We start from the raw sequence: 22,277 nt of genomic DNA, 5'->3' as shown, positions 1-22,277 counted from the left end.
CCCCAAAGTGAAACTTCGGGCCCAACAAGGAGAGCAGGGAACCCAGATGGCGGAGCTCACGATCCGGCCGGAGGAGATCCGGGACGCACTGGAGACCTTCGTCCAGTCGTACAAGCCGGACGCGGCCTCGCGCGAGGAGGTCGGTACGGTCACCCTTGCCGGCGACGGCATCGCGAGGGTCGAGGGTCTTCCCTCGGCCATGGCCAACGAACTGCTGAAGTTCGAGGACGGCACCCTCGGCCTCGCGCTCAACCTCGAAGAGCGCGAGATCGGTGCCATCGTCCTCGGTGAGTTCAGCGGCATCGAGGAGGGCCAGCCGGTCACCCGCACCGGTGAGGTCCTCTCCGTCGCGGTCGGCGAGGGCTACCTCGGCCGCGTCGTCGACCCCCTCGGCAACCCGATCGACGGCCTCGGCGAGATCGAGACCTCCGGTCGCCGCGCCCTCGAACTGCAGGCCCCCACGGTCATGCAGCGCAAGTCGGTGCACGAGCCGATGGAGACCGGCTACAAGGCCGTCGACGCCATGACCCCGGTCGGCCGCGGCCAGCGCCAGCTGATCATCGGCGACCGCCAGACCGGCAAGACCGCCCTGGCCGTCGACACGATCATCAACCAGCGCGACAACTGGCGCACGGGCGACCCGAAGAAGCAGGTCCGCTGCATCTACGTCGCCATCGGCCAGAAGGGCTCCACCATCGCGTCGGTCCGCCGCGCGCTGGAGGAGAACGGCGCGCTGGAGTACACGACCATCGTCGCCGCCCCGGCCTCCGACCCGGCCGGCTTCAAGTACCTCGCGCCGTACACCGGCTCGGCCATCGGCCAGCAGTGGATGTACGAGGGCAAGCACGTCCTGATCATCTTCGACGACCTGTCGAAGCAGGCCGACGCCTACCGCGCCGTGTCGCTGCTGCTGCGCCGCCCGCCGGGCCGCGAGGCCTACCCGGGTGACGTCTTCTACCTGCACTCCCGCCTGCTGGAGCGCTGCGCCAAGCTCTCCGACGACCTGGGAGCCGGCTCGATGACCGGTCTGCCGATCGTCGAGACCAAGGCCAACGACGTCTCGGCGTTCATCCCGACCAACGTCATCTCCATCACCGACGGCCAGTGCTTCCTGGAGTCGGACCTCTTCAACGCCGGTCAGCGCCCCGCGCTGAACGTCGGTATCTCCGTCTCCCGAGTCGGTGGTTCCGCGCAGCACAAGGCGATGAAGCAGGTCTCCGGCCGACTGCGCGTGGACCTCGCCCAGTTCCGTGAGCTGGAGGCGTTCGCCGCCTTCGGTTCCGACCTGGACGCCGCGTCCAAGGCGCAGCTGGAGCGCGGCCAGCGCATGGTCGAGCTGCTGAAGCAGAACCAGTACGAGCCGATGTCCACCGAGGACCAGGTCGTCTCCGTCTGGGCCGGCACCACCGGCCGCATGGACGACGTCCCCGTCGCCGACATCCGCCGCTTCGAGAAGGAGCTCCTGGAGTACCTGCACCGCAAGGAGCAGGGCCTCATGACCTCCATCCGGGAGGGCGGCAAGATGTCGGACGACACCCTCCAGGCCGTCGGCGACGCCGTCGCGGCGTTCAAGAAGCAGTTCGAGACCTCGGACGGGAAGCTGCTCGGCGAGGACGCTCCGGCCGCCGCCGCCAAGTGACGTAAGGAAGGACCTGACTCATGGGAGCCCAGCTCCGGGTCTACAAGCGTCGCATCCGATCCGTCACCGCGACCAAGAAGATCACGAAGGCGATGGAGATGATCGCCGCCTCGCGCGTCGTCAAGGCGCAGCGCAAGGTGGCGGCCTCCACGCCGTACGCGACCGAGCTCACCCGGGCGGTCACGGCGGTCGGTACGGGTTCGAACACCAAGCACCCGCTGACCACCCAGGCCGACACGGTCACCCGCTCAGCGGTACTGCTGCTGACGAGCGACCGCGGGCTGGCCGGTGCCTTCAACTCCAACGCCATCAAGCAGGCGGAGCAGCTCACCGAGCGGCTGGAGCGCGAGGGCAAGGAGGTCGTCGTCTACATCGTCGGCCGTCGCGGTGTCGCCCACTACAACTTCCGTGAGCGCACGATCGCGGAGTCGTGGAGCGGCTTCACCGACGAGCCGTCGTACGCGGACGCCAAGAAGGTCGCGGCGCCGCTGATCGAGGCCATCGAGACGGAGACGGCGGACGGCGGCGTGGACGAACTCCACATCGTCTACACCGAGTTCGTCTCGATGATGACGCAGACGGCGGTCGGCGCCCAGCTGCTGCCGCTGCGCCTCGACGAGGTGGCCGACAAGACGACGGCGAAGGACGAGATCCTTCCGCTGTACGACTTCGAGCCGTCCGCCGAGGACGTCCTCGACGCGCTGCTGCCGCGGTACGTCGAGAGCCGGATCTACAACGCGCTGCTCCAGTCGGCCGCCTCCAAGCACGCCGCCACGCGGCGTGCGATGAAGTCGGCCACCGACAACGCGGGCGAGCTGATCAACACGCTCTCCCGTCTTGCCAACGCGGCCCGCCAGGCCGAAATCACCCAGGAAATCAGCGAGATCGTCGGTGGCGCCAGCGCCCTGGCCGACGCGACCGCGGGGAGTGACAAGTAATGACCACCACTGTTGAGCCGACCGCTGCGGCGGGCGTGGCCACGGGCCGCGTCGCGCGGGTCATCGGCCCGGTCGTCGACGTGGAGTTCCCCGTCGACGCGATGCCGGAGATCTACAACGCCCTCCACGTCGAGATCGCCGACCCGGCGAACGCCGGCGAGAAGAAGACGCTGACCCTGGAGGTCGCCCAGCACCTGGGTGACGGCCTGGTCCGCACCATCTCCATGCAGCCCACCGACGGCCTGGTCCGCCAGGCCCCGGTCACCGACACGGGCACGGGCATCAGCGTCCCGGTCGGCGACTTCACCAAGGGCAAGGTGTTCAACACCCTCGGTGAGGTGCTGAACAGCGACGAGCAGTACACGGGTGAGCGCTGGTCCATCCACCGCAAGGCCCCCAACTTCGACGAGCTCGAGTCGAAGACCGAGATGTTCGAGACCGGCGTCAAGGTCATCGACCTGCTGACCCCGTACGTCAAGGGCGGCAAGATCGGTCTGTTCGGCGGCGCCGGCGTCGGCAAGACGGTGCTCATCCAGGAGATGATCTACCGCGTCGCCAACAACCACGACGGTGTGTCGGTGTTCGCCGGTGTCGGCGAGCGCACCCGTGAGGGCAACGACCTCATCGACGAGATGAGCGAGTCCGGCGTCATCGACAAGACCGCGCTGGTCTTCGGTCAGATGGACGAGCCGCCGGGCACCCGTCTGCGCGTCGCGCTGGCCGGCCTGACCATGGCCGAGTACTTCCGTGACGTCCAGAAGCAGGACGTGCTGTTCTTCATCGACAACATCTTCCGCTTCACGCAGGCCGGTTCCGAGGTCTCGACCCTGCTCGGCCGCATGCCCTCCGCGGTGGGCTACCAGCCGAACCTGGCCGACGAGATGGGTCTCCTCCAGGAGCGCATCACCTCGACCCGCGGTCACTCGATCACCTCGATGCAGGCGATCTACGTCCCCGCGGACGACCTGACCGACCCGGCCCCGGCCACCACCTTCGCCCACCTCGACGCGACGACGGTGCTCTCCCGTCCGATCTCGGAGAAGGGCATCTACCCCGCGGTGGACCCGCTGGACTCCACGTCCCGCATCCTGGACCCGCGCTACATCGCGCAGGACCACTACCAGTGCGCCATGCGCGTCAAGGGGATCCTGCAGAAGTACAAGGACCTCCAGGACATCATCGCGATCCTCGGTATCGACGAGCTCGGCGAGGAGGACAAGCTGGTCGTCCAGCGTGCCCGCCGCGTGGAGCGCTTCCTGTCCCAGAACACCCACGTCGCCAAGCAGTTCACCGGCGTGGACGGCTCGGACGTGCCGCTGGACGAGTCGATCGCCGCGTTCAACGCGATCTGTGACGGTGAGTACGACCACTTCCCCGAGCAGGCGTTCTTCATGTGCGGTGGCATCGAGGACCTGAAGAAGAACGCGAAGGAGCTGGGCGTCTCCTGACCCCGGTCCTTCCGTGAGTGACTGAGTGAGGGGGCGGGCGCGTCCCGCCCCCTCACGCACGCCCCTTAGACTTGTAACCAACACCCGGCAGACCCGCCGGGTGGTGACCCGAGGAGCCACCTTGGCTGCTGAGCTGCACGTCGCGCTGGTCGCGGCCGACCGAGAGGTCTGGTCCGGCGAGGCCACCCTGGTCGTCGCGCGCACCACGTCCGGCGACATCGGCGTCATGCCCGGTCACCAGCCGCTGCTCGGTGTGCTGGAGTCGGGCCCGGTGACCATCCGTACGAGTGACGGCGGGACGGTCGTCGCCGCGGTGCACGGCGGTTTCATCTCGTTCGCGGACGACAAGCTGTCGCTGCTGGCCGAGATCGCCGAGCTGTCGGACGAGATCGACGTCCAGCGCGCGGAGCGGGAGCTGGAGCGGGCCAAGGCGGAGGGCGACGCCTCCGCCGAGCGCCGCGCGGACGTCCGACTGCGGGCGGCGTCGGCGCGCTGACCCCGGCGCCCGTGCTATGACGTGACTCAGCCGCGGCTGGGACCGGAGCGATCCGGACCCGGCCGCGGCTGAGGCAGATGTGGATGTTTTTTACGTTCCGTTACCTAGGAGACGAGGAGGTCGGTGCCGGTGGTCCTCGCTCTGACTGTGTGCGGAATCGTCATCGCCGTCCTGGTGGTGGGACTCTTCGTCTTCGGCCTGCGCCGCCGGCTGATCCAGCGCTCGGGCGGCACCTTCGACTGCTCGCTGCGCTGGGACGCCCCCGAAGAGGGGGACGGCGACGGCAAGGGGTGGGCGTACGGAGTGGCCCGGTACAACGGCGATCGCGTCGAGTGGTACCGGGTCTTCTCGTACTCGCCCCGGCCGCGCCGGGTGCTGGAGCGCGGCTCGATCGAGGTGGCCGGCCGCCGGCTCCCGGACGGCGAGGAGGAGCTGGCGCTGCTCTCCGACGCGGTGGTCCTCGCGTGTCTGCACCGCGGGACCCGGCTCGAACTGGCGATGAGCGAAGACGCGCTGACCGGATTCCTCGCGTGGCTCGAGGCGGCCCCGCCCGGTCAGCGAGTGAATGTGGCGTAGCCACATTCACTCGCTGCATGGGCTCCCCCCGGACGAAATCCGGGGGGAGCGTCGACGTCGCCTGGCCGGTTCCTTCAGCAGCCCTACTGCAGCCCGCTGCTGATCGCGCTCACCAGCTCGCCGTTGCTGGTGTCGCCGCTGAACTCCCAGAAGAACGCGCCGCCCAGGCCCTGGTTCTTGGCCCAGGTCATCTTGCCGGCGATGGTCGACGGGGTGTCGTAGGACCACCACTGGGTGCCGCAGTGGGCGTAGGCCGTGCCGGCGACGGTGCCGGTGACCGGACAGCTGTTCTTGAGGACCTTGTAGTCCTCGATGCCGGCCTCGTAGGTGCCGGGGGCCGCGCCGGTCGCGGTGCCGCCGGGCGCGGACTGGGTGACGCCGGTCCAGCCGCGGCCGTAGAAGCCGATGCCGAGCAGGAGCTTCGCGGACGGGACGCCCTTGGCCTTGAGCTTGGCGATCGCGTCCGCGCTGGTGAAGCCGGCGGTCGGGATGCCCGAGTACGAGGTCAGCGGGGAGTGCGGGGCGGTCGGCCCGGTGGTCGCCCAGGCGCCGAAGTAGTCGTACGTCATCACGTTGTACCAGTCGAGGTACTGCGCGGCGCCGCCGTAGTCGGCCGCGTCGATCTTGCCGCCGGAGGAGCCGTCACCGGTGATGGCGGCGGTGATGAGGTAGTCCGGGCCGAACTCGGCGCGCAGTGCCTGGCTGAGGTTCTTGAAGGCCGCGGCGCCGGAGGTGTCGCAGGTCAGGCCGCAGGCGTTCGGGTACTCCCAGTCGATGTCGATGCCGTCGAAGACGTCGGCCCAGCGGGGGTCCTCCACGACGGCCTTGCAGGACTTGGCGAACGCGGCGGCGTTCTGCGCGGCCTGCCCGAAGCCGCCGGAATAGGTCCAGCCGCCGAAGGAGTACAGGATCTTGATGTTCGGGTACTTCGCCTTGAGCTGGCGGAGCTGGTTGAAGTTGCCGCGCAGCGGCTGGTCCCAGGTGTCGGCGGTGCCGCTGACGGACTGGTCGGCGGTGTACGCCTTCTCGTACGCGGCGAAGGTGTCGTCGACCGTGCACTGGCCGTTCTTGACGTTGCCGAAGGCGTAGTTGATGTGGGTGATCTTCGAGGCGGAGCCCGAGGTCACCAGGTTCTTGACGTGGTAATTGCGGCCGTAGACGCCCCACTCGGTGAAGTAGCCGAGGTTGACCTTGCCGGCCGGGGTGCCCGGGTCGGTGGAGCCGCCGCCGGTGGTGGTGACCTTGACCGAGCCGCTGGCCGGGCCGGTCTGGTCGGCGGTGTCGCGGGCCTGGACGGCGTAGGAGTAGGCGGTGCCCTTGGTGAGGCCGGTGTCGGTGTACGTGGTGCCGGTCACCGTGGCGATCTTGCTGCCGTCCCGCAGGACGTCGTAGTTCTTGACGCCCTTGTCGTCGGTCGCCGCCGACCAGCTCAGCTTCACCGAGGTGTCGGTGACGCCCGAGGCGGTGGGGGTGCCGGGGGCGGAGGGGGCCGCGTCGCCGGGGACGGCAGTGCCGTCGCAGGAGCCGCCGTTGAGCTTGCAGCCGGCGGGGGAGCCGGTGCCGGAGCCGTTGAAACCGAAGGAGACGGAGGCGCCGGGGGCGAGCGTTCCGTTCCAGCCGAGGTTCTTGGCGGTCCAGTGGTTGCCGGAGTTGGTGACGGTGGCGTCCCAGGCGGAGGTGACCTTGGTGCCGGAGGGGAAGTCCCACTCGACGGTCCAGGAGCTGAGGGACGTGGTGCCGGTGTTCTTCACCGTCCACTTGCCCTCGAAGCCGCTGCCCCAGTCCTGGGTCTTGCTGTAGGTGGCGGTCGCCGCGGTCGCCGCCTGGGCGGGGGAGGCGAGGGCGACGAGTCCGGTGAGGGGGAGTGCGAGGGTCGCGAGCAGTGCCGCGGCTCTGTGTCTGAAGCGCACGGTGCGCCTCCTCAAGGTGATCGCGCCGCGAGGGCGCAACGGGGGATGGTCGCGTGAGCGTGACTGAGCCCACACGCTCACGGTGCCGCGAGAATAGAAAGGTCTGGACCATAGGTCAATAGGTCTGGACCACTCCTCGGGGTCTGTGATACCCCGTCCTTCACACTCCCAACTCCTGCGCCAGCACGGCCGCTTGCACCCGGCTGCGCAGGCCCAGCTTCCCCAGCAACCGGCTGACGTGCGTCTTCACCGTCGCCTCGGCCATGTCCAGGCGCTCCGCGATCGCCGCGTTGGACAGCCCCGCGCCGAGGCAGGACAGCACCTCGCGCTCCCGCCGGGTCAGGGCGTCCAGCACCGCCGGGTCGGTGCCCGGCTCGCGGACGGGGCGGGCGGCGAACTCCGCGATCAGCCGCCGGGTGACGGCCGGCGCGACGATGCCCTCGCCGCGGGCGACCGTGCGCACGGCGTCGAGCAGGTCCCGCGCCTCGGTGTTCTTCAGCAGGAACCCGGCGGCCCCGGCGCGCAGCGCCCCGAAGACGTACTCGTCGAGGTCGAAGGTGGTCAGCACCAGGACGTCCGCCAGCCCCTCCGCCACCACCTGCCGGGTCGCCGCCACCCCGTCCAGGCGCGGCATCTGTACGTCCATCAGCACCAGGTCGGGGCGGAGTTCGCGGGCGAGGGCCACCGCCCGCTCACCGTCCGCCGCCTCGCCCACCACCTCGATGTCGGGGGCGCTGCCCAGGATGAGCACCAGCCCGGCGCGGACGGCGGACTGGTCCTCGGCGACCAGCACCCGGACGGGACGGATCACGCGCGGTCTCCTTCGGTCAGGGGGAGGACGGCGCGTACGGTCCACAGCGCGCCGTCGGGGCCGGCGTCGAATGTGCCGCCGAGCAGCGCCGCCCGCTCCCGCATGCCGACCAGGCCGGCGCCGGAGCCGGGGACACGGGGGGTGCCGGAGCCGGCGTAGGGGCTGGTCACCCTGACCCGCAGGAGGCCGTCGCCCCGGGCGAGCGTCACCCGGACCGGGCCGGGGGCCGCGTGCTTCAGCGCGTTGGTGAGCGACTCCTGCACGATCCGGTACGCGGCCAGCTCGACCGGCGTGGGCAGGCCGGTGCCGTGCGCCGCGTCCAGGCTGACGTCGAGACCGCCCGCGCGGGCGGTGTCCACCAGGGCGCCGAGACCGTCCAGGGTGGGGGCTGCGGACGGTTCGGCACCGGCGCCGGTGTCCCGCAGGATGCCGATCAGCCGGCGCATCTCCGCGAGCCCCTCGACGCTGTTCTCCCGGATCACGCCGAGCGCCTGCCGGGTGGTGGCCGGGTCGTCGAGGGAGAGCGCGGCGGTGGAGTGGATGGCGATGGCGGAGAGGTGGTTGGCGACCAGGTCGTGCAACTCGCGGGCCATCCGCGCCCGTTCCGCCATGACCGCCTGGACGCGGTCCTGCTCGGCGAGGAGCGCGGTCTGCTCGGCGCGCAGCCGGGCGGAGTCGGCGGCCTCCCGGTGACTGCGCACGATCAGGCCGGTGGAGGCGGGCCCGAACGACACGATCCCGACCGCCACCCCGATCAGCAGCGCCTCGGGCACCCGCCACACGGCGAACGGCACGACGGTGGCCGCCACCGTCAGCAGCCCCGTGATCCACGGGATGCGGCGGGCGGTGCCCGGGGTGCCGTACAGGACGGCGGCGTACATCAGGTCGGTGTACATCACCAGCGTGACCAGGCTGCCCTGGGTCATCGTGTCCAGGACCAGCGCGGCAGTGCCGGTCAGGACGGCGGTGCGCGGGGCGGCCCGGCGCAGCAGCTCGCAGCCGGACGTCACCGCCAGCGGGACCAGCAGCGGCCAGCCCCCGCCGAACAGCACGATCGGGTCGTCGGCCGGCCGGACGCCCAGCCCGACGCCCCACAGCAGCACCCCGCCGAGCAGCCCGCCGGCCGCGACGTACCCGTCGAAGCGGTGCGGGCGGGGGAGTCGTACGGCCATGGCTCCCATCCAACACGGCGGGCGGCGCCTTCGCCTGGTGCCGGCGGAGGGTCCCGGACTGCATCCTTCGATGTACCGCGGATTCGTCATGGCCGACGACGCCCCGCGGCGCCGCACGCGGAAGCCTGGAAGGGTGAACGAGAGGAACCCACCATGATCGTCACCCTGATCATCGTCTGCGAGATCGGCTTCTGGGTGCTGCTGGCGGCCGGGCTGGGCGCCCGCTATCTGCTGCGGATGCCGCGCACCGGCCTGGCGCTGCTGCTGTGCGAGCCGCTGCTGGAGGCCGTCCTGCTGGTCGTCACCGCCCTCGACCTGAAGAACGGCGCCGACCCGGACTGGACGCACGGCCTGGCCGCGCTGTACATCGGCTACACCGTCGGCCACGGCCACCGCACGGTGAAGTGGCTCGACGGCCACGCCGCCCACCGCCTCGACGGCCGCCCGCTGCCCGTGGCGCCGCGCTACGGCATGGCCCGCGCCGCGCACGAGGGCAAGGTGTGGCTCGGCACGGTCGTCGCCGCCGCGGTCGCGACGGGGCTGCTCGCCCTCGCCATGTGGTACGTCGGCGACCCGGCCCGCACCGGCCCGCTGGAGAACTGGACGCACACGGCCTGGCGGGTGGCCGGCATCCACGGGCTGATCGCGCTCACGTACGCGATCTGGCCGAAGAAGGCACCGGCCGAGCGGGCCGGCCTGGAGAAGACCCCCCGGTGACTACCGCTCCCCGCCCGGCACCCACAGCACGTCCCCGACCTCCTTGTTGGCGTACCGCGCCAGGATGAACAGGAGGTCGGAGAGGCGGTTGAGGTAGGTGGCGGTGAGCGGGTTCATCGTGTCGCCGTGCGCCTCCAGTGCCGCCCAGGTCGAGCGCTCGGCCCGGCGGACCACCGTGCAGGCCTGGTGCAGCAGGGCGGCGCCGGGGGTGCCGCCGGGCAGGATGAACGAGCGCAGCTTCTCCAGCTCGGCGAGGAACCGGTCGCAGTCGGCCTCCAGCCGGTCGACGTAGAACTGCTCGACCCGCAGCGGCGGGAACTCGGGCTCCGCCACCACCGGCGTCGACAGGTCGGCGCCCACGTCGAACAGGTCGTTCTGCACCCGGACCAGGACCTTGACGACCTCCTCCTCCAGCGCGCCGAGCGCGATCGCCGTGCCGAGCACCGCGTTGGCCTCGTTGGCGTCGGCGTACGCGGCGATCCTGAGGTCGGTCTTGGGTACGCGGCTCATGTCCCCGAGGGCCGTCGTGCCCCGGTCGCCGGTCCTGGTGTAGATGCGCGTGAGGTTGACCATGGGTCCAGCGTAGTTACGCCCCGGCGGTGCGGAAGACGCGTGTGCCGACCGCCACCGACAGCACGGCCAGGCCGACGGCGACCAGGACGCCGTACAGCATGTGCGCGGTGGCGTACTGCCCGACGTAGGCGTCCCGCAGGGCGTCCACCAGGTAGCGGAACGGCATGAAGTGGGAGAGGACGTCCAGCCAGCGAGGGCCCAGGGTCATCGGCAGCATCAGGCCGCTCAGCAGCATCGCGGGCATGGTCAGCGCGTTGACCACCGGCCCGAACCCCTGCGGGGTGGCGACCTTCATCGCCAGCGCGTACGACAGGGCGGCCAGGGAGACGGTGAGCAGGGCGACGAACCCGAAGCCGATCAGCACGCCCGGCAGCGGGGCCCGCAGCCCCATCGCCACGGCGGCCAGCACCAGCAGCACCGCCTGGAAGACGAAGACCGTCGCCTCCCGCAGCACCCGGCCCAGCAGCAGCGCCAGCCGGCTCACCGGCGTGACCCGCATCCGCTCGACCACCCCCTGCCCCTTCTCCAGGATGATCATGAATCCGGCGAACGAGGCCCCGAACAGGCCGAGTTGGAGCAGCAGTCCTGGCACCAGTACCTGCCAGGAGTCGCCCCGCCCGCCCAGTGGCAGGCCGGTGAGCAGCGGCCCGAAGAAGAGGAGGTACAGCAGCGGCATCAGCACGCCGAAGAGCAGCGCGAAACGCGAGCGCAGCGACTGGCGCAGATAGCGTCCGTAGACGAGAGCGGTGTCGTGCAGCAGCATGCGGGGTCCTATACGGCGACGGGGGCGGACTCGGCCGGGGAGGGGCCGCGGCCGGTGATGGCGAGGAACGTGTCCTGGAGGCTGGCGTCGATCGAGCCGCAGTGCGCCAGCTTCAGCGCGCCCGGGGTGCCCTCGGCGGCCACCACGCCCCGGTCGACGATCACCAGGCGGTCCGCGAGCGCGTCCGCCTCGTCCAGATAGTGGGTGGTCAGGAAGACCGTCGTGCCGTGCTCGTCGCGCAGCCGGCGCACCAGCTCCCACAGACCGGCGCGGCTGCCGGGGTCCAGGCCGGTGGTCGGCTCGTCGAGGAACAGCACCCGGGGGCGGTGGGTGAGCGCCATCGCGATGTCCAGCCGTCTGCGCTGGCCGCCGGAGAGCGCCCCGCACCTGCGGTCGAGCAGGTCGGTCAGGTCCAGGTCGCGGGCGAGTTCCCGGGCGCGCTCGGCCGCCCGCGCCTTGCCCAGGCGGTAGAACCGGCCCTGGGTGACCAGCTCCTCCCGCACGGTGATCTGCGGGTCGACGCCGCCGGACTGCGCCACGTACCCGCAGGCCGCGCGGACCCCCGCCGGGTCGCCGGCCAGGTCGCACCCGGCCACCGTGGCCGTGCCGCCGGTCGGCGCCAGCAGCGTGGTCAGCATCCGCAGGGTGGTGGTCTTCCCGGCGCCGTTCGGCCCGAGGAAGCCGAGGATCTCGCCCTCCCGGACGGTCAGGTCGATGCCGCGCACGGCCTCCACCGGGCCGTGCTTGGTGCGGAAGGTACGGGCCAGTCCGGCCGTACTGATGAGTGCCATGGCCCCAGAAAAACAGAGCCTCACCAATTTTGCAATGACCCCAACTTTTCAGGATGCCAACTTTTGCTTCGCCTCCAAGTTTTCATCGGCCCCAGCGAAGCTAGGATGGCGGTGTGGCCGAGGGACTCAGGGAACGGAAGAAGCGGCAGACCAGGCAGTACATCTCCGATGTCGCCACGGGTCTGTTCATCGAGCGCGGCTTCGATGCCGTGACCGTCGCGGAGGTGGCCGAGGCGGCGGACGTCTCGGTGAACACCGTGTACAACTACTTCCCGGCCAAGGAGGACCTCTTCCTCGACCGCTCCAAGGGCGTCGTCGACCGGCTCTCGCGCTGGGTGCGCGGCCGGCGGGACGGCGAGTCGGCCGCCGCGGCGGTCCTGCGCGAACTGCGCGAGGAGGTCGAGTCGGTGTCCCCACGGATCGGCCTGATGGACGGCTACGCCGCCTTCATGCGGGTCATCCACGACTCGCCCGCCCTGCGCTCCCGCATGTGGGCCATCGGCCAGGAGGTCGTCGTCGACCTCGAACGGACCCTGCGCGAGGAGACCGGCGCCGGCCCCGACGACCCCCTGCCCGACCTGATCGCCGGTCAGCTCAGCTGGGCGCACGGGACGGTCATGGCCGGCATCGGCCGGCGCATGCTGGCGGGCGGCACCCCCGCCGAGGTCTCCCGCGAGATGCTGCTCGTCCTGGACGAGATGGAGGACCTGTTGAGCGACCGGGTCCTCAACTACGCCGTACGAGGCGCCGGATGACCCCCCACGGTGTGATGTCCGTCATGTGAGACGTGACGCGCGTTACTTACCGGTCACAGGGCCCCTCGCGCCCGCTAATGTCCGCCGGAGACACACAAAGACCCGTATCCAGGGGAGTCGTACAGTGGCACGGAAGCTCGCCGTCATCGGAGCCGGCCTCATGGGGTCCGGAATCGCCCAGGTCTCCGCCCAGGCGGGCTGGGACGTCGTCCTGCGCGACGTGACCGACGAGGCGCTGCGGCGCGGCACCGACTCCATCAAGGCGTCGTACGACAAGTTCGTCGCCAAGGGGAAGCTGGAGGCGCACGACGCCGACGCCGCCCTCGCCCGGATCACCCCGACCACCGACCTGGACGCGGTCGCCGACGCGGACGTGATCGTCGAGGCCGTCTTCGAGAAGCTCGACGTCAAGCACGAGATCTTCCGCGCCCTCGACAGGCTGGCGAAGGACGAGGCGATCCTCGCCTCCAACACCTCCGCCATCCCGATCACCAAGATCGCCGCCGTCACCGGCCGCCCGGAGCGGGTCGTCGGCACGCACTTCTTCTCGCCGGTGCCGATGATGGCGCTGTGCGAGCTGGTGCGCGGGTACAAGACGAGCGACGAAACCCTCGCCAGGGCCCGCGAGTTCGCCGAGTCGACGGGCAAGACCTGCATCGTCGTCAACCGGGACGTCGCCGGGTTCGTGACCACCCGCCTCATCTCCGCCCTCGTCGTCGAGGCCGCGAAGCTCCACGAGTCGGGCGTCGCCACCGCCGAGGACATCGACCTCGCCTGCAAGCTGGGCTTCGGCCACGCCATGGGCCCCCTGGCCACCGCCGATCTCACCGGCGTGGACATCCTGCTCCACGCCGCGAGCAACATCTACACCGAGTCGCAGGACGAGAAGTTCGCCCCGCCGGAGTCGATGCGCCGAATGGTGGACGCCGGTGACATCGGCCGCAAGAGCGGGCAGGGCTTCTACACGTACGAAGCTCACTCGCCGGAGTGAATTAGGTATCGATCGGCTCACGGGCGGCAACCGTTGGGCGTTGCACACAGTCAGAAGGTGCATCACCCTCGTCACCTTGCCGCCACACCGACCACCGGTACGAGACCACACCGCGGAGCACGAGACGCACGCACGGGGAGCGCATATGCACATCAGGGGCGATCACGCCGAGCTGGCCGTCGGGGGCCGCCTCGACGTCCGCAGCGCGGCGGACGCCCGTACGGTCCTGCACTCGGCCGTCGACGACGGGGCCGGCGACCTGGTGCTCGACCTGTCCGAACTGGACTCCTGGGACGCCACCGGACTCGGCGTCATCATGGGAGCCCACCGGCGGGCCGGCCGCTGCGGCCGGCGCCTCGTGCTGCGCGGCGTACCGCCGCAGATGCAGCGCCTGCTGGTGGCCACCCGGCTGCACCGCATCCTCGCGATCGAGGGCGGCATCGGCGTGGAGACCCTGCCCCGGGTGTGACCCCCGGACGGGTGTGACGAGACGGACGCGGGGGACCCGGACAGCTCCGGCCGAACCGCGCGCCACACCCAATCCTCACGAGACTGTGACGTCTCGGGCGGCCCGGCACCCCGGACTGTCGGAGATACTGGGCTACGGTTTAGGGTCTGGCTGCCCGCTGTCCTCAGACCCACTGGCGGGCCCGGACCAGAAGCGACAGCGCGGTGTGCGGCAAGGCCGGGAGGGTGGTCCCGACCGGTGACCGAAGCACACGACGCTTTTGGGGGGCTTGGAACCTATGGACCCGAACAACCGGGGACCTCGGGAGTACGGCCATGACGGCGACGGCAGCGCGCCGCGCCCACGCCCGTCCCGGGACCCCCTCACCTCCGACTACGGACAGCCGACGGCCACGCCGGCCCGCACGGCCCAGCTCGTCGCCGGCGACTTCCTGCTCACCGTCAACCCGGTCGACGGCAGCGAGATCGAGGTCTGCCCGCCGGGAGAGCGGCCCGCCCGCCCGGAGAAGCTGACCGCCGCCGAACGCGCCGAGACCGAGCGCGCCGCCCGGCCGCCCGTCCCGCCGGGACCGGCGCTGCCCGCGCTGCCGCTCCTGGCCCGCCAGGACGAACGGGAACGCCTCGTGCGCCTCCTCGCCCGCGGCCGCAGCGTCCGCCTCACCGGCCCCGGCGGCTCCGGCCGCACCAGCCTCCTCGACCGTGTCGCCGAGGACTGCGCCGACCTCGCCCCCGACGGCGTCGTCCGCCTCAACGGCTTCCACCGCACGGCCGACGACCTCCTCCACGACCTCTTCCACGCCGTCCACCGGGCACCCCGGCACCGCCCGGCGCGCGAGGAACTCCTCGCCCACGTCCGGGAGATCGGCGCCGTCGTCATCCTGGACGACGCCGGGTTCGGCGGCGCCGCGCTGGACGACCTGCTGGCCGCGACCCCCGAGTGCGCCTTCCTGATCGCCGCCACCCCGGACGTCCCGGCCCCGTCCCCCGACGCCGCCGTCGAGGAGGTCTTCCTCACCGGACTCGACCGCGCCGACGGCGTCGCCCTGCTGGAGCGCGCCGCCGGCCGGCCCCTCACCGAGGAAGAGGCCAACTGGGCCGGCGACCTCTGGTTCGAGTCCGAGGGCCTGCCGCTGCGCTTCGTCCAGGCCGGCGCCCTGCTGCGCCGCCGCGACCGGCTGCGGGCCGGCGCCGACGCCGTCGACGAGCACGGCGTCTTCACCGACGCCCCGTCCGAGGACGGCACACCGCACGACACCGCCGCCGTCGACGACGTACCGCTGCCGTCGCTCGGGGAGGCCGCCGCGCCCGCGCCGCTGCTCGCCTCCCGGCTGAGCAGCTCCGCCCGCGCCGCCCTGGAGTTCGCCGTCGCCCTCGGCGGCGAGGTGCCGCACCAGGCGCACCTGCCCGCACTGGCCGGCGACACCCACGCGGACGCCGCCCTCGGCGAGCTGGCCGCCTGCGGCCTGGTCTCCCCGGTCGGCTCCCGCTACCGGCTCGCCGCCGGCGTCCTGACCCAGCTGGAGGCCGCCGGGTACGGCGAGGCCGCCGCCGGCCGGGTCCTGGAGGCTGCCCGGCACTACGCCTGGTGGGCCGGGCACCCCTCGGTCACCCCCGAGCGCGTCTGCGCCGAGGCCGACGCGATCCTGGCCGCCCTGACCGTGCTCGCGCCGGCCGCGGCACCGCCCGGCCCGGCCGCCGACGGCGACGAGGACCCGGACCCGGGCGACCCCGCCGTACGGCTGGCCCGCGCGGCGGCGCCCGCGTTCGCCGCCGGGCTGCACTGGGGCGCCTGGGAGCGGGCGCTGCGCTCCGGCAGCGAGGCCGGCCGGCTCGCCGGGGACGTCGCCGAACAGGCCTACTTCCACCACGAGCTGGGCGTGCTCGCGCTCTGCGAGGACCAGCTCGACCGGGCCCGCGCCGAGCTGGAGGCGTCCATCGGGCTGCGCGGCGCCGCCGCCGACAAGCGCGGCACCGTCGCCGGCCGCCGGGCCCTCGCCCTGGTCGCCGACCGGGCAGGGGACACCCCGGGCCTCGGCGCGATCGGGGGCGGGACCCCGGCCGCGGCGGTGGCCGTGTCCGGGACGACGGCGGGGGAGGAGGTGCCCGACGTCCGGCACGAGGAGTCGGCGGCACCGCCCGCCGGGGTGCCCGAGCCCTTCCCGCCGCTCCAGCCGGCCCCGCAGCCGCCGACCCTGGTCACCCACCGCGGCCCGGCCGCGGGCCGTCCGGTGACGGGCCCGTCCCGCAAGGCGCGCGGCGGCCTCACGGGCTTCGCCCGGCGCAACCTGGTCGCGGCCGGCGCGGGCGCGCTGCTGGTCGCGGTGCTCGGCACGGTCGTCACCCTCGGCGCCACCTCCGACGGCGAGGGCGAGACCCCCGCCGACCAGGTCGGCGTCAACCCGTCCGCGAGCCAGGGCGTCGACGACGGCGGCCTGGGCGCCGACCGCCCCGAGGACGGCGGCGCGGGCGGCGCCGGGGAGCCCGCCGGCGCCGACACCACCGACCCCGGCCCGGACGGCACCCCGGGGACCTCGGACGATCCGACGCCCTCGGCCTCCGGGACGCCTTCGGACGAGCCGAGCGGCAGCCGCGACCCCGGTGACCCGGAGGACTCGGACGACCCGTCGACGACGCGCCCGCCGACGTCTTCCAGGCCGCCGTCCTCCCCGAAGCCGTCCGGGCCGTCGTCCCCCACCTCGCCGGACCCCACCGAGCCGTCGGCCTCGGAATCACCGGAGACATCCGTGCCCCCGGAGACGTCCGAGCCGCCCCCGGAGACCACCCCCGAGACCTCCGACTCGGCCAGCGGCCCCACGACCACCACCAGCGCCACCACCAGCGGCTCGGCGGGCGCCCCGCGGAGCAGCGCGAGCGGCACCGGCACGGGATCGCCGCAGATCATCTGAGGCCGGACGCGGAACGACCGGGGAGGGCGGGGAAACCCCCGCCCTCCCCGGTCGTCCGTGTGATCCGCGCGGTCCGCGCGGACCGCGTGCTCAGAACAGCCGCAGCTTGTCGTCCTCGATGCCGCGCAGCGCGTCGTAGTCCAGCACCTGGCAGCCGATGCCGCGGTCGGTGGCCAGCACCCGGGCCTGCGGCTTGATCTCCTGCGCGGCGAACACCCCGCGCACCGGCGCGAGACGGGGATCGCGGTTCAGCAGTTCGAGGTACCGGGTGAGCTGCTCGACGCCGTCGATCTCGCCGCGCCGCTTGATCTCCACGGCGACCGTCTTCCCCTCGGCGTCCCGGCAGAGGATGTCCACCGGGCCGATGGCCGTGGGGTACTCGCGGCGGATCAGGGTGTAACCCGCTCCGAGGGTCTCGATGCGGTCGGCGAGCAGCTCCTGGAGGTGCGCTTCCACGCCGTCCTTGATCAGGCCCGGGTCCACGCCCAGCTCGTGCGAGGAGTCGTGGAGGATCTCCTCCATCGTGATGATGAGCTTCTCACCCGCCTTGTTGACGACGGTCCAGACGCCCGCCTCGTCGCCCGTGCCCTCCTTCAGGGTGCACGGCGGCGACATCCAGTTCAGGGGTTTGTAGGCCCGGTCGTCGGCGTGGATGGAGACGCTGCCGTCCGCCTTGACCAGGATCAGGCGGGGAGCCGAGGGCAGGTGCGCGGTGAGCCGCCCGGCGTAGTCCACGGAGCAGCGGGCAATGACGAGACGCATGGTCGGCAACGCTACTCGACGCGCCCGCCCCGGCGCGATTCGCACCCCGCGACGGCACCGCGCGCGACCGGCGCGAGTCGTCCCACCTGTCCCATAAGCACCGGTGTGCGCACTGGCCGATTGTGTGCCCACGCCGAACCGCGCATCCGGGCATTCTCCTGGTGCCGCCCCGCCGGGGTGCTTACGGTATTCAACGGGAGGTCGCGGGATGTGCACGCAGCGTGTCCGACATCGTGATCTCCCTTTACTGTCCGGCAACCCCTGCTGCCCGGGGGTGCGAGAGGAGTACTCATGTCGCTCGACGTCTCACCGGCCCTACTCGAACAGGCCGAGCGAGGCGAGGTCGACGAAGCGGACTTCGTCGACTGCGTCCGGACCTCCCTGCCGTACGCGTGGGAGATGATCAGCTCCCTGGTGGCCCAGCTGAAGGTCGACGGCGGAGACTTCGCCGACAACCAGACGCCTCCGCCGGACGAGCAGGCACGCGGCCAGCTGCTGCGTGTGCTCGCGAGTGACGCGATACGCGGCGCCCTGCAACGGCACTTCGGGGTACGGCTGGCCTTCCAGAACTGCCACCGGGTGGCGGTCTTCCCGACGGACCCCTCGGTCGACGACACGCTGGCCCGTTTCACCTCGGTGCGCAACCAGTTGCTGAACCAGTCGCCCGAACTGCGCGACTGCTGACGCCGATGAGCATCGGCTTGCCGCTCCGTACGCGGGAGGTGCGGGTTGTGCCGGGGCGGCAAGCTTCCCGGGGCCGGTCAGCGCAGCTGGGGGAGGACCTCGGTGCCGAGCCGCCGCACGTTCTCCTCGGTGGCCGCGAGGTCGCCGGAGCCCTCCGTGAGCAGTGCGAAGCGGGTCACGCCCGTGCGCTCACTGGTCGCGGTGAGCCGGTCGGCGCAGAGCCGGGGGGTGCCCACCGGGTGCAGTCCGCAGAGCAGCTCGGTGTAGGCCAGCGGGTCGCGCATCCGCCGGGGCCGCCCGTCCACCGTGACATGGGCGCCCAGACCCTGCCGCAGCCAGCCCGGCATCGCCTTCGTCAGCGTCTCCGTGGCGTCGGTGCGCCGGTCGGCGATCTGGCAGACCCCGGCCGAGACGTGCCCGGCGTCCCGGATCTCCCCGGCCGGGCGTCCGGCGGCCCGTGCGTGCCGCTGCCACAGGGCGACCATCGCGGCCTTCTCCTCGTCCCCGATGTGCATCCCGAGCAGCATCGGCAGCCCCCGCTCGGCGGCGAGGCGCACACTCGCCGGTGAGGTGCAGGCGACGACGACCTCGGGCCCCGCCGCGTCCGTGAGCGCCTCCGCGGGCCGCGGGACGACCGGCACCTGGCGGAACCGGTAGCGCTCCCCTGCGGCCCCGACCGCCGGCTCGCGCAGCCAGCGCAGCAGCAGGTCCAGGGAGTCCGGGAACCCCTCCTCGTACGCCGCGAGGCCCGCGCCGAAGACCTCCAGGTCGACCCAGGGCCCGCCGCGGCCCACGCCCAGCGAGAACCGGCCGCCGCTGGTCAGGTGGAGCAGCGCGGCCTGCTCACCGAGGGCCACCGGGTGGGCGGTGGGCAGCACACTGACCGCCGTACCCACCCTCAGGCGGCGGGTGCGGCCCAGCAGCAGGGCGGCCAGCGTCACCGCCGAGGGACAGGTGCCGTACGGCACGAAGTGGTGCTCGGCGAGCCAGACCGCGTCCAGCCCCGCCTCCTCGGCGACCTCCGCCGAACGGACCGCCCGGTGCAGCGCCTCCCCCTGGCCCTGGCCCGGGAACTGGGCCGCCAGCACGAAACTTCCCACGCGCATCGCTGTTCCTGCTTCCTTGGCTCCGACACGGAGCTCCCCCACAGGGCATAACCGCGTGACACGTGCCGAGGACACGGCCGGACGAGGAGATTGGCGGATTGTCTGCCGAATGGGCCGTCCGCTCACCGCCGTACGGAGCGGAGACCACCGCCGTGCCGGCCGCCGGGCGGCACGGCGCGGGCTCCCCGGTGCCCCCCGTGCGGTGCCCGGAGTGCCCCGCGCGGATCGGCGGCCGTCCCGGGCGCCGTAGGCGTGCCCCTGTCCGGCCCGCGTAGGCTGGACGCGGCCCGTACTCCCCTGTATAGACCCGTGAGGTGTCCTGTGTCCCCGCGTCGTAACCGACTCAAGGGAGCCGGATCGTCCGGCCGCAGCGCCGAGGACGACCGGCCGGGGCGTTACGGCGGCTGGCAGTCCGCCGAGCACTGGCGGGGCGAGGACTGGTACGTGCGGCACGTGGCGGGCGCGAGCGCGCAGGGCAAGTCCTACCGCTGCCCGGGCTGCGACCAGATGATCCCGGACGGCGTCCCGCACGTCGTGGCGTGGCCGGACCACTCGGGCGTGGACGAGCGCCGGCACTGGCACAAGGCGTGCTGGAACGCGAAGGACCGCCGCACCGCACGGGTGCAGCGGTCCCGGAACGCGCCGCGGTTCTGACCGGCGGCGACCTAGACGTCCCGGCGCTGGAGCAGCACGAAGGCGATGCCGAAGACGACGGCCGTGACACCGAGGATGATCCCCAGGGGTCCCCAGCCCGACGGGCCGGAGTCCGACAGGGAGTTGGCGTAGAAGACACTGAGCTGGTTCGGGATCGAGTACTCCAGCAGGAACTCCTGCACGTCCTTCAGCGACTCCGAGAACATGAACAGCGCGATCACCAGCGGCGCGAGCAGCAGGCCGATCATGATGGTGATGGCGCCCGCCGAGTGGCGGATGATCGAGCCGACGGCCAGCGAGAGCAGGCCGAGCAGGGCGATGTACAGCGAGACGCCCACGGTGGACCGGAGCCAGTCCTCACCGCTGGGCTCGTCGGCGCCCGGCAGCATCGCCACCTGCGCGACGGCCACCAGCGTCGCCGAGACCAGCGTCACCGCGAACGACACCAGGAAGAACACCAGGCCCTTGGCGGCCAGCACCCGGCCGCGGCTGGGGCAGGCGGTCATGGTGGTGCGGATCAGACCGGTGCCGTACTCAGAGGCCGTGGTCAGCACGCCCAGCGTCATGATGCACATGCTGCCGAGGAGCAGGCCGAAGAAGCCCAGCTCCAGCGGGTTGGAGCCGGACAGGTCGGCCTCGGTCCCGGCCACCACCCCGCCGACCAGCAGTCCGATGCCTACCACCAGCAGCACGAAGACGCCGAGCGTCCACAGCGTCGAGCGCACCGAGCGGATCTTCGTCCACTCCGAGGCGACCGCGTGCATCAGGTTGGTGCGCACCACCGGGATCGGGGAGGTGTAACCGGCGTACGCCGGACCGGGCGCCGCCCACCGGTCGGGTGCGGCCTGCGGCATCGGGGGCTGGGGCGTGCTCATCGGGCGTCCTTGGGCTCGGGCTCGGCGGGGGCGGGAGCGGCGGGCTGCTGCGGGGCGGGGGGCGGCGGCGCCGGCTGCGCGTAGGGGTTGGCGGGCGGCGCGGGCGGGGCGAAGGGCTGCCCGCCCCGCTGGGGCGGCGGCGGGGCGTACCAGCCGGGCTGGCCCTGTCCGGGCACCGGCACCGGCGGCTGCGCGCCGGGCGGCAGCGGCTGCTGGAGGCCGGCCTTCTGGTCGGCGGTCGAGCGGTAGTCGACGGCGCCCTGCGTCATCCGCATGTACGCCTCCTCCAGCGACGCCTGGTGCGGTGACAGCTCCCACAGCCGTACGCCGGTGTCGTGCGCGAGGTCGCTGATGCGGGGGAGCGGCAGCCCGGTCACGCGGAGCGCGCCGTCCTGCTCCGGCAGCACGTGGCCGCCCGCCTCGGTGAGCGCGGCGGAGAGCTTCTCGCGCAGTTGGGGCTCGGTGTCGGGGGTGCGGACCCGGGCGAAGTCGGCGGAGTTGGCGGAGATGAAGTCCGTCACGCTCATGTCGGCCATGAGCTGCCCGCGCCCGATGACGATGAGGTGGTCGGCGGTGAGCGCCATCTCGCTCATCAGGTGCGAGGAGACGAAGACCGTACGGCCCTCGGCGGCGAGCGCCTTCATCAGATTGCGCACCCAGAGGATGCCCTCCGGGTCGAGGCCGTTGACCGGCTCGTCGAAGAGGAGCACCTGGGGGTCGCCGAGGAGGGCGGCGGCGATGCCGAGCCGCTGGCCCATGCCGAGGGAGAAGCCCTTGGAGCGCCGGCGGGCCACGTCCTGGAGGCCGACCACACCGAGCACCTCGTCCACCCGGCGGGCCGGGATGCCGGAGAGCTGGGCGAGGCTCAGCAGGTGGTTGCGGGCGGACCGGCCGCCGTGCACGGCCTTGGCGTCGAGCAGGGCGCCGACCTGGCGGGGGGCGTTGGGCAGCTTGCGGTAGGGGTAACCGCCGATGGTCACCTGTCCGCTGGTGGGGTTGTCCAGACCGAGGATCATCCGCATCGTCGTCGACTTCCCCGAGCCGTTCGGCCCGAGGAAACCGGTGACAGTGCCGGGACGCACCTGGAAGGACAGGTCGTACACAGCGGTCTTGTCGCCGTAGCGCTTGGTCAGGCCGACAGCCTCGATCATGCTCCGCACCCATCGAAAGGATCAGGACAGCGGGGCGCACGCCCCCGTAAGGGTTAGGAGCTTATCCACGCGCCGACGGTTCCGTTCACGT

22 protein-coding genes are annotated in these 22,277 nt (G+C 72.1%); 12 read left to right on the top strand and 10 right to left on the bottom strand.

The features are described from left to right. Positions 1 to 46 precede the first annotated feature (46 nt). The 5 genes from atpA (at position 47) to Sdagh_RS13220 (ending at position 5,097) form a co-directional block, all read left to right on the top strand. On the top strand, positions 47 to 1,639 hold the full coding sequence (atpA, locus tag Sdagh_RS13240) for a F0F1 ATP synthase subunit alpha (RefSeq protein WP_189414936.1): 1,593 nt from the start codon (positions 47 to 49) through the stop codon (positions 1,637 to 1,639). 20 nt (positions 1,640 to 1,659) lie between these two features. Further along, positions 1,660 to 2,577 carry a F0F1 ATP synthase subunit gamma gene (locus Sdagh_RS13235; protein WP_189414934.1) on the top strand — a complete coding sequence of 306 codons (918 nt, stop codon included), beginning with the start codon at positions 1,660 to 1,662 and terminating at the stop codon, positions 2,575 to 2,577. Continuing rightward, positions 2,577 to 4,025 carry a F0F1 ATP synthase subunit beta gene (atpD, locus tag Sdagh_RS13230; protein ID WP_190077673.1) on the top strand — a complete coding sequence of 483 codons (1,449 nt, stop codon included), beginning with the start codon at positions 2,577 to 2,579 and terminating at the stop codon, positions 4,023 to 4,025. Before Sdagh_RS13235 ends, atpD begins: the two co-directional genes overlap by 1 nt. A 121-nt stretch (positions 4,026 to 4,146) precedes the next feature. Further along, positions 4,147 to 4,521, top strand: a complete 375-nt coding sequence (locus Sdagh_RS13225) for a F0F1 ATP synthase subunit epsilon (RefSeq protein WP_189414930.1) — start codon at positions 4,147 to 4,149, stop codon at positions 4,519 to 4,521. Between the two features lie 129 nt (positions 4,522 to 4,650). Continuing rightward, on the top strand, positions 4,651 to 5,097 hold the full coding sequence (locus tag Sdagh_RS13220) for a DUF2550 domain-containing protein (protein WP_189414928.1): 447 nt from the start codon (positions 4,651 to 4,653) through the stop codon (positions 5,095 to 5,097). Positions 5,098 to 5,180: 83 nt separating this feature from the next. Here Sdagh_RS13220 and Sdagh_RS13215 read toward each other — a convergent pair whose 3' ends face one another. From Sdagh_RS13215 to Sdagh_RS13205, 3 genes are all read right to left on the bottom strand, one after another. Next, positions 5,181 to 7,007 (bottom strand): glycoside hydrolase family 18 chitinase, encoded by a 1,827-nt coding sequence (locus Sdagh_RS13215; protein ID WP_189414926.1) that lies wholly within the window; start codon positions 7,005 to 7,007, stop codon positions 5,181 to 5,183. Between the two features lie 160 nt (positions 7,008 to 7,167). After that, positions 7,168 to 7,818: a response regulator gene (locus tag Sdagh_RS13210; RefSeq protein ID WP_189414924.1), complete on the bottom strand. Its 651-nt coding sequence runs from the start codon at positions 7,816 to 7,818 to the stop codon at positions 7,168 to 7,170. Beyond that, positions 7,815 to 8,990, bottom strand: coding sequence for a sensor histidine kinase (locus tag Sdagh_RS13205; RefSeq protein ID WP_190077672.1), 1,176 nt, complete (start codon positions 8,988 to 8,990; stop codon positions 7,815 to 7,817). The genes Sdagh_RS13210 and Sdagh_RS13205 overlap by 4 nt, the downstream gene beginning before the upstream one ends. A 153-nt stretch (positions 8,991 to 9,143) precedes the next feature. Between Sdagh_RS13205 and Sdagh_RS13200 the strand changes: the two genes are divergently transcribed. Further along, positions 9,144 to 9,707, top strand: a complete 564-nt coding sequence (locus Sdagh_RS13200; RefSeq protein WP_189414920.1) for a hypothetical protein — start codon at positions 9,144 to 9,146, stop codon at positions 9,705 to 9,707. Here the strand turns inward: Sdagh_RS13200 and Sdagh_RS13195 are convergent, their stop codons facing one another. The 3 genes from Sdagh_RS13195 to Sdagh_RS13185 are packed head-to-tail and all read right to left on the bottom strand — an operon-like array spanning position 9,708 to position 11,834. Further along, positions 9,708 to 10,280 carry a cob(I)yrinic acid a,c-diamide adenosyltransferase gene (locus tag Sdagh_RS13195; RefSeq protein WP_189414918.1) on the bottom strand — a complete coding sequence of 191 codons (573 nt, stop codon included), beginning with the start codon at positions 10,278 to 10,280 and terminating at the stop codon, positions 9,708 to 9,710. It abuts the gene before it with no gap. 13 nt (positions 10,281 to 10,293) lie between these two features. Then, positions 10,294 to 11,043 carry an ABC transporter permease gene (locus Sdagh_RS13190; protein ID WP_189414916.1) on the bottom strand — a complete coding sequence of 250 codons (750 nt, stop codon included), beginning with the start codon at positions 11,041 to 11,043 and terminating at the stop codon, positions 10,294 to 10,296. 8 nt (positions 11,044 to 11,051) lie between these two features. Next, positions 11,052 to 11,834 (bottom strand): ATP-binding cassette domain-containing protein, encoded by a 783-nt coding sequence (locus Sdagh_RS13185; protein ID WP_189414914.1) that lies wholly within the window; start codon positions 11,832 to 11,834, stop codon positions 11,052 to 11,054. A 113-nt stretch (positions 11,835 to 11,947) separates the two neighbouring features. Between Sdagh_RS13185 and Sdagh_RS13180 the strand changes: the two genes are divergently transcribed. From Sdagh_RS13180 to Sdagh_RS13165, 4 genes are all read left to right on the top strand, one after another. Beyond that, the gene (locus Sdagh_RS13180; protein ID WP_189414912.1) at positions 11,948 to 12,589 is read left to right on the top strand and encodes a TetR/AcrR family transcriptional regulator; all 642 of its coding nucleotides are present in this window, start codon (positions 11,948 to 11,950) and stop codon (positions 12,587 to 12,589) included. Positions 12,590 to 12,713: 124 nt separating this feature from the next. Further along, the gene (locus Sdagh_RS13175; protein ID WP_189414910.1) at positions 12,714 to 13,580 is read left to right on the top strand and encodes a 3-hydroxyacyl-CoA dehydrogenase family protein; all 867 of its coding nucleotides are present in this window, start codon (positions 12,714 to 12,716) and stop codon (positions 13,578 to 13,580) included. A 145-nt stretch (positions 13,581 to 13,725) separates the two neighbouring features. Beyond that, positions 13,726 to 14,049, top strand: coding sequence for an STAS domain-containing protein (locus Sdagh_RS13170; RefSeq protein ID WP_189414908.1), 324 nt, complete (start codon positions 13,726 to 13,728; stop codon positions 14,047 to 14,049). A 277-nt stretch (positions 14,050 to 14,326) separates the two neighbouring features. Further along, on the top strand, positions 14,327 to 16,954 hold the full coding sequence (locus Sdagh_RS13165) for an ATP-binding protein (RefSeq protein ID WP_190077671.1): 2,628 nt from the start codon (positions 14,327 to 14,329) through the stop codon (positions 16,952 to 16,954). A gap of 90 nt (positions 16,955 to 17,044) precedes the next feature. Here Sdagh_RS13165 and nucS read toward each other — a convergent pair whose 3' ends face one another. After that, complete coding sequence (gene nucS / locus Sdagh_RS13160) at positions 17,045 to 17,716, bottom strand: endonuclease NucS (protein WP_190008794.1); 672 nt, start codon at positions 17,714 to 17,716, stop codon at positions 17,045 to 17,047. Positions 17,717 to 18,007: 291 nt separating this feature from the next. Between nucS and Sdagh_RS13155 the strand changes: the two genes are divergently transcribed. Further along, positions 18,008 to 18,400 carry an SCO5389 family protein gene (locus Sdagh_RS13155; protein WP_190008796.1) on the top strand — a complete coding sequence of 131 codons (393 nt, stop codon included), beginning with the start codon at positions 18,008 to 18,010 and terminating at the stop codon, positions 18,398 to 18,400. 77 nt (positions 18,401 to 18,477) lie between these two features. Here the strand turns inward: Sdagh_RS13155 and Sdagh_RS13150 are convergent, their stop codons facing one another. Further along, positions 18,478 to 19,506, bottom strand: coding sequence for an LLM class flavin-dependent oxidoreductase (locus tag Sdagh_RS13150; protein WP_189414900.1), 1,029 nt, complete (start codon positions 19,504 to 19,506; stop codon positions 18,478 to 18,480). A 321-nt stretch (positions 19,507 to 19,827) separates the two neighbouring features. Between Sdagh_RS13150 and Sdagh_RS13145 the strand changes: the two genes are divergently transcribed. Continuing rightward, positions 19,828 to 20,160 carry an Rv1322 family protein gene (locus tag Sdagh_RS13145; protein WP_190077670.1) on the top strand — a complete coding sequence of 111 codons (333 nt, stop codon included), beginning with the start codon at positions 19,828 to 19,830 and terminating at the stop codon, positions 20,158 to 20,160. An 11-nt stretch (positions 20,161 to 20,171) separates the two neighbouring features. Here Sdagh_RS13145 and Sdagh_RS13140 read toward each other — a convergent pair whose 3' ends face one another. Then, positions 20,172 to 21,035: an ABC transporter permease subunit gene (locus Sdagh_RS13140; protein ID WP_189414896.1), complete on the bottom strand. Its 864-nt coding sequence runs from the start codon at positions 21,033 to 21,035 to the stop codon at positions 20,172 to 20,174. Beyond that, positions 21,032 to 22,186 (bottom strand): ABC transporter ATP-binding protein, encoded by a 1,155-nt coding sequence (locus Sdagh_RS13135; protein ID WP_189414894.1) that lies wholly within the window; start codon positions 22,184 to 22,186, stop codon positions 21,032 to 21,034. Before Sdagh_RS13135 ends, Sdagh_RS13140 begins: the two co-directional genes overlap by 4 nt. Positions 22,187 to 22,277: the final 91 nt, after the last annotated feature.

Origin of the sequence: Streptomyces daghestanicus (assembly GCF_020521275.1) — a bacterium.
GTDB classification, from domain to species: domain Bacteria; phylum Actinomycetota; class Actinomycetes; order Streptomycetales; family Streptomycetaceae; genus Streptomyces; species Streptomyces griseoviridis.
This window is presented reverse-complemented; position numbering and strand designations above follow the sequence as displayed.

Bases quoted from the DNA above. Each gene is read 5' to 3' on its own strand.
- atpA (WP_189414936.1), top strand. From the start codon at position 47: ATGGCGGAGCTCACGATCCGGCCGGAGGAGATCCGGGACGCACTGGAG.
- Sdagh_RS13235 (WP_189414934.1), top strand. From the start codon at position 1,660: ATGGGAGCCCAGCTCCGGGTCTACAAGCGTCGCATCCGATCCGTCACC.
- atpD (WP_190077673.1), top strand. From the start codon at position 2,577: ATGACCACCACTGTTGAGCCGACCGCTGCGGCGGGCGTGGCCACGGGC.
- Sdagh_RS13205 (WP_190077672.1), bottom strand. From the start codon at position 8,990: ATGGCCGTACGACTCCCCCGCCCGCACCGCTTCGACGGGTACGTCGCG.
- Sdagh_RS13200 (WP_189414920.1), top strand. From the start codon at position 9,144: ATGATCGTCACCCTGATCATCGTCTGCGAGATCGGCTTCTGGGTGCTG.
- Sdagh_RS13195 (WP_189414918.1), bottom strand. From the start codon at position 10,280: ATGGTCAACCTCACGCGCATCTACACCAGGACCGGCGACCGGGGCACG.
- Sdagh_RS13190 (WP_189414916.1), bottom strand. From the start codon at position 11,043: ATGCTGCTGCACGACACCGCTCTCGTCTACGGACGCTATCTGCGCCAG.
- Sdagh_RS13185 (WP_189414914.1), bottom strand. From the start codon at position 11,834: ATGGCACTCATCAGTACGGCCGGACTGGCCCGTACCTTCCGCACCAAG.
- Sdagh_RS13170 (WP_189414908.1), top strand. From the start codon at position 13,726: ATGCACATCAGGGGCGATCACGCCGAGCTGGCCGTCGGGGGCCGCCTC.
- Sdagh_RS13165 (WP_190077671.1), top strand. From the start codon at position 14,327: ATGGACCCGAACAACCGGGGACCTCGGGAGTACGGCCATGACGGCGAC.
- nucS (WP_190008794.1), bottom strand. From the start codon at position 17,716: ATGCGTCTCGTCATTGCCCGCTGCTCCGTGGACTACGCCGGGCGGCTC.
- Sdagh_RS13155 (WP_190008796.1), top strand. From the start codon at position 18,008: ATGTCGCTCGACGTCTCACCGGCCCTACTCGAACAGGCCGAGCGAGGC.
- Sdagh_RS13150 (WP_189414900.1), bottom strand. From the start codon at position 19,506: ATGCGCGTGGGAAGTTTCGTGCTGGCGGCCCAGTTCCCGGGCCAGGGC.
- Sdagh_RS13140 (WP_189414896.1), bottom strand. From the start codon at position 21,035: ATGAGCACGCCCCAGCCCCCGATGCCGCAGGCCGCACCCGACCGGTGG.
- Sdagh_RS13135 (WP_189414894.1), bottom strand. From the start codon at position 22,186: ATGATCGAGGCTGTCGGCCTGACCAAGCGCTACGGCGACAAGACCGCT.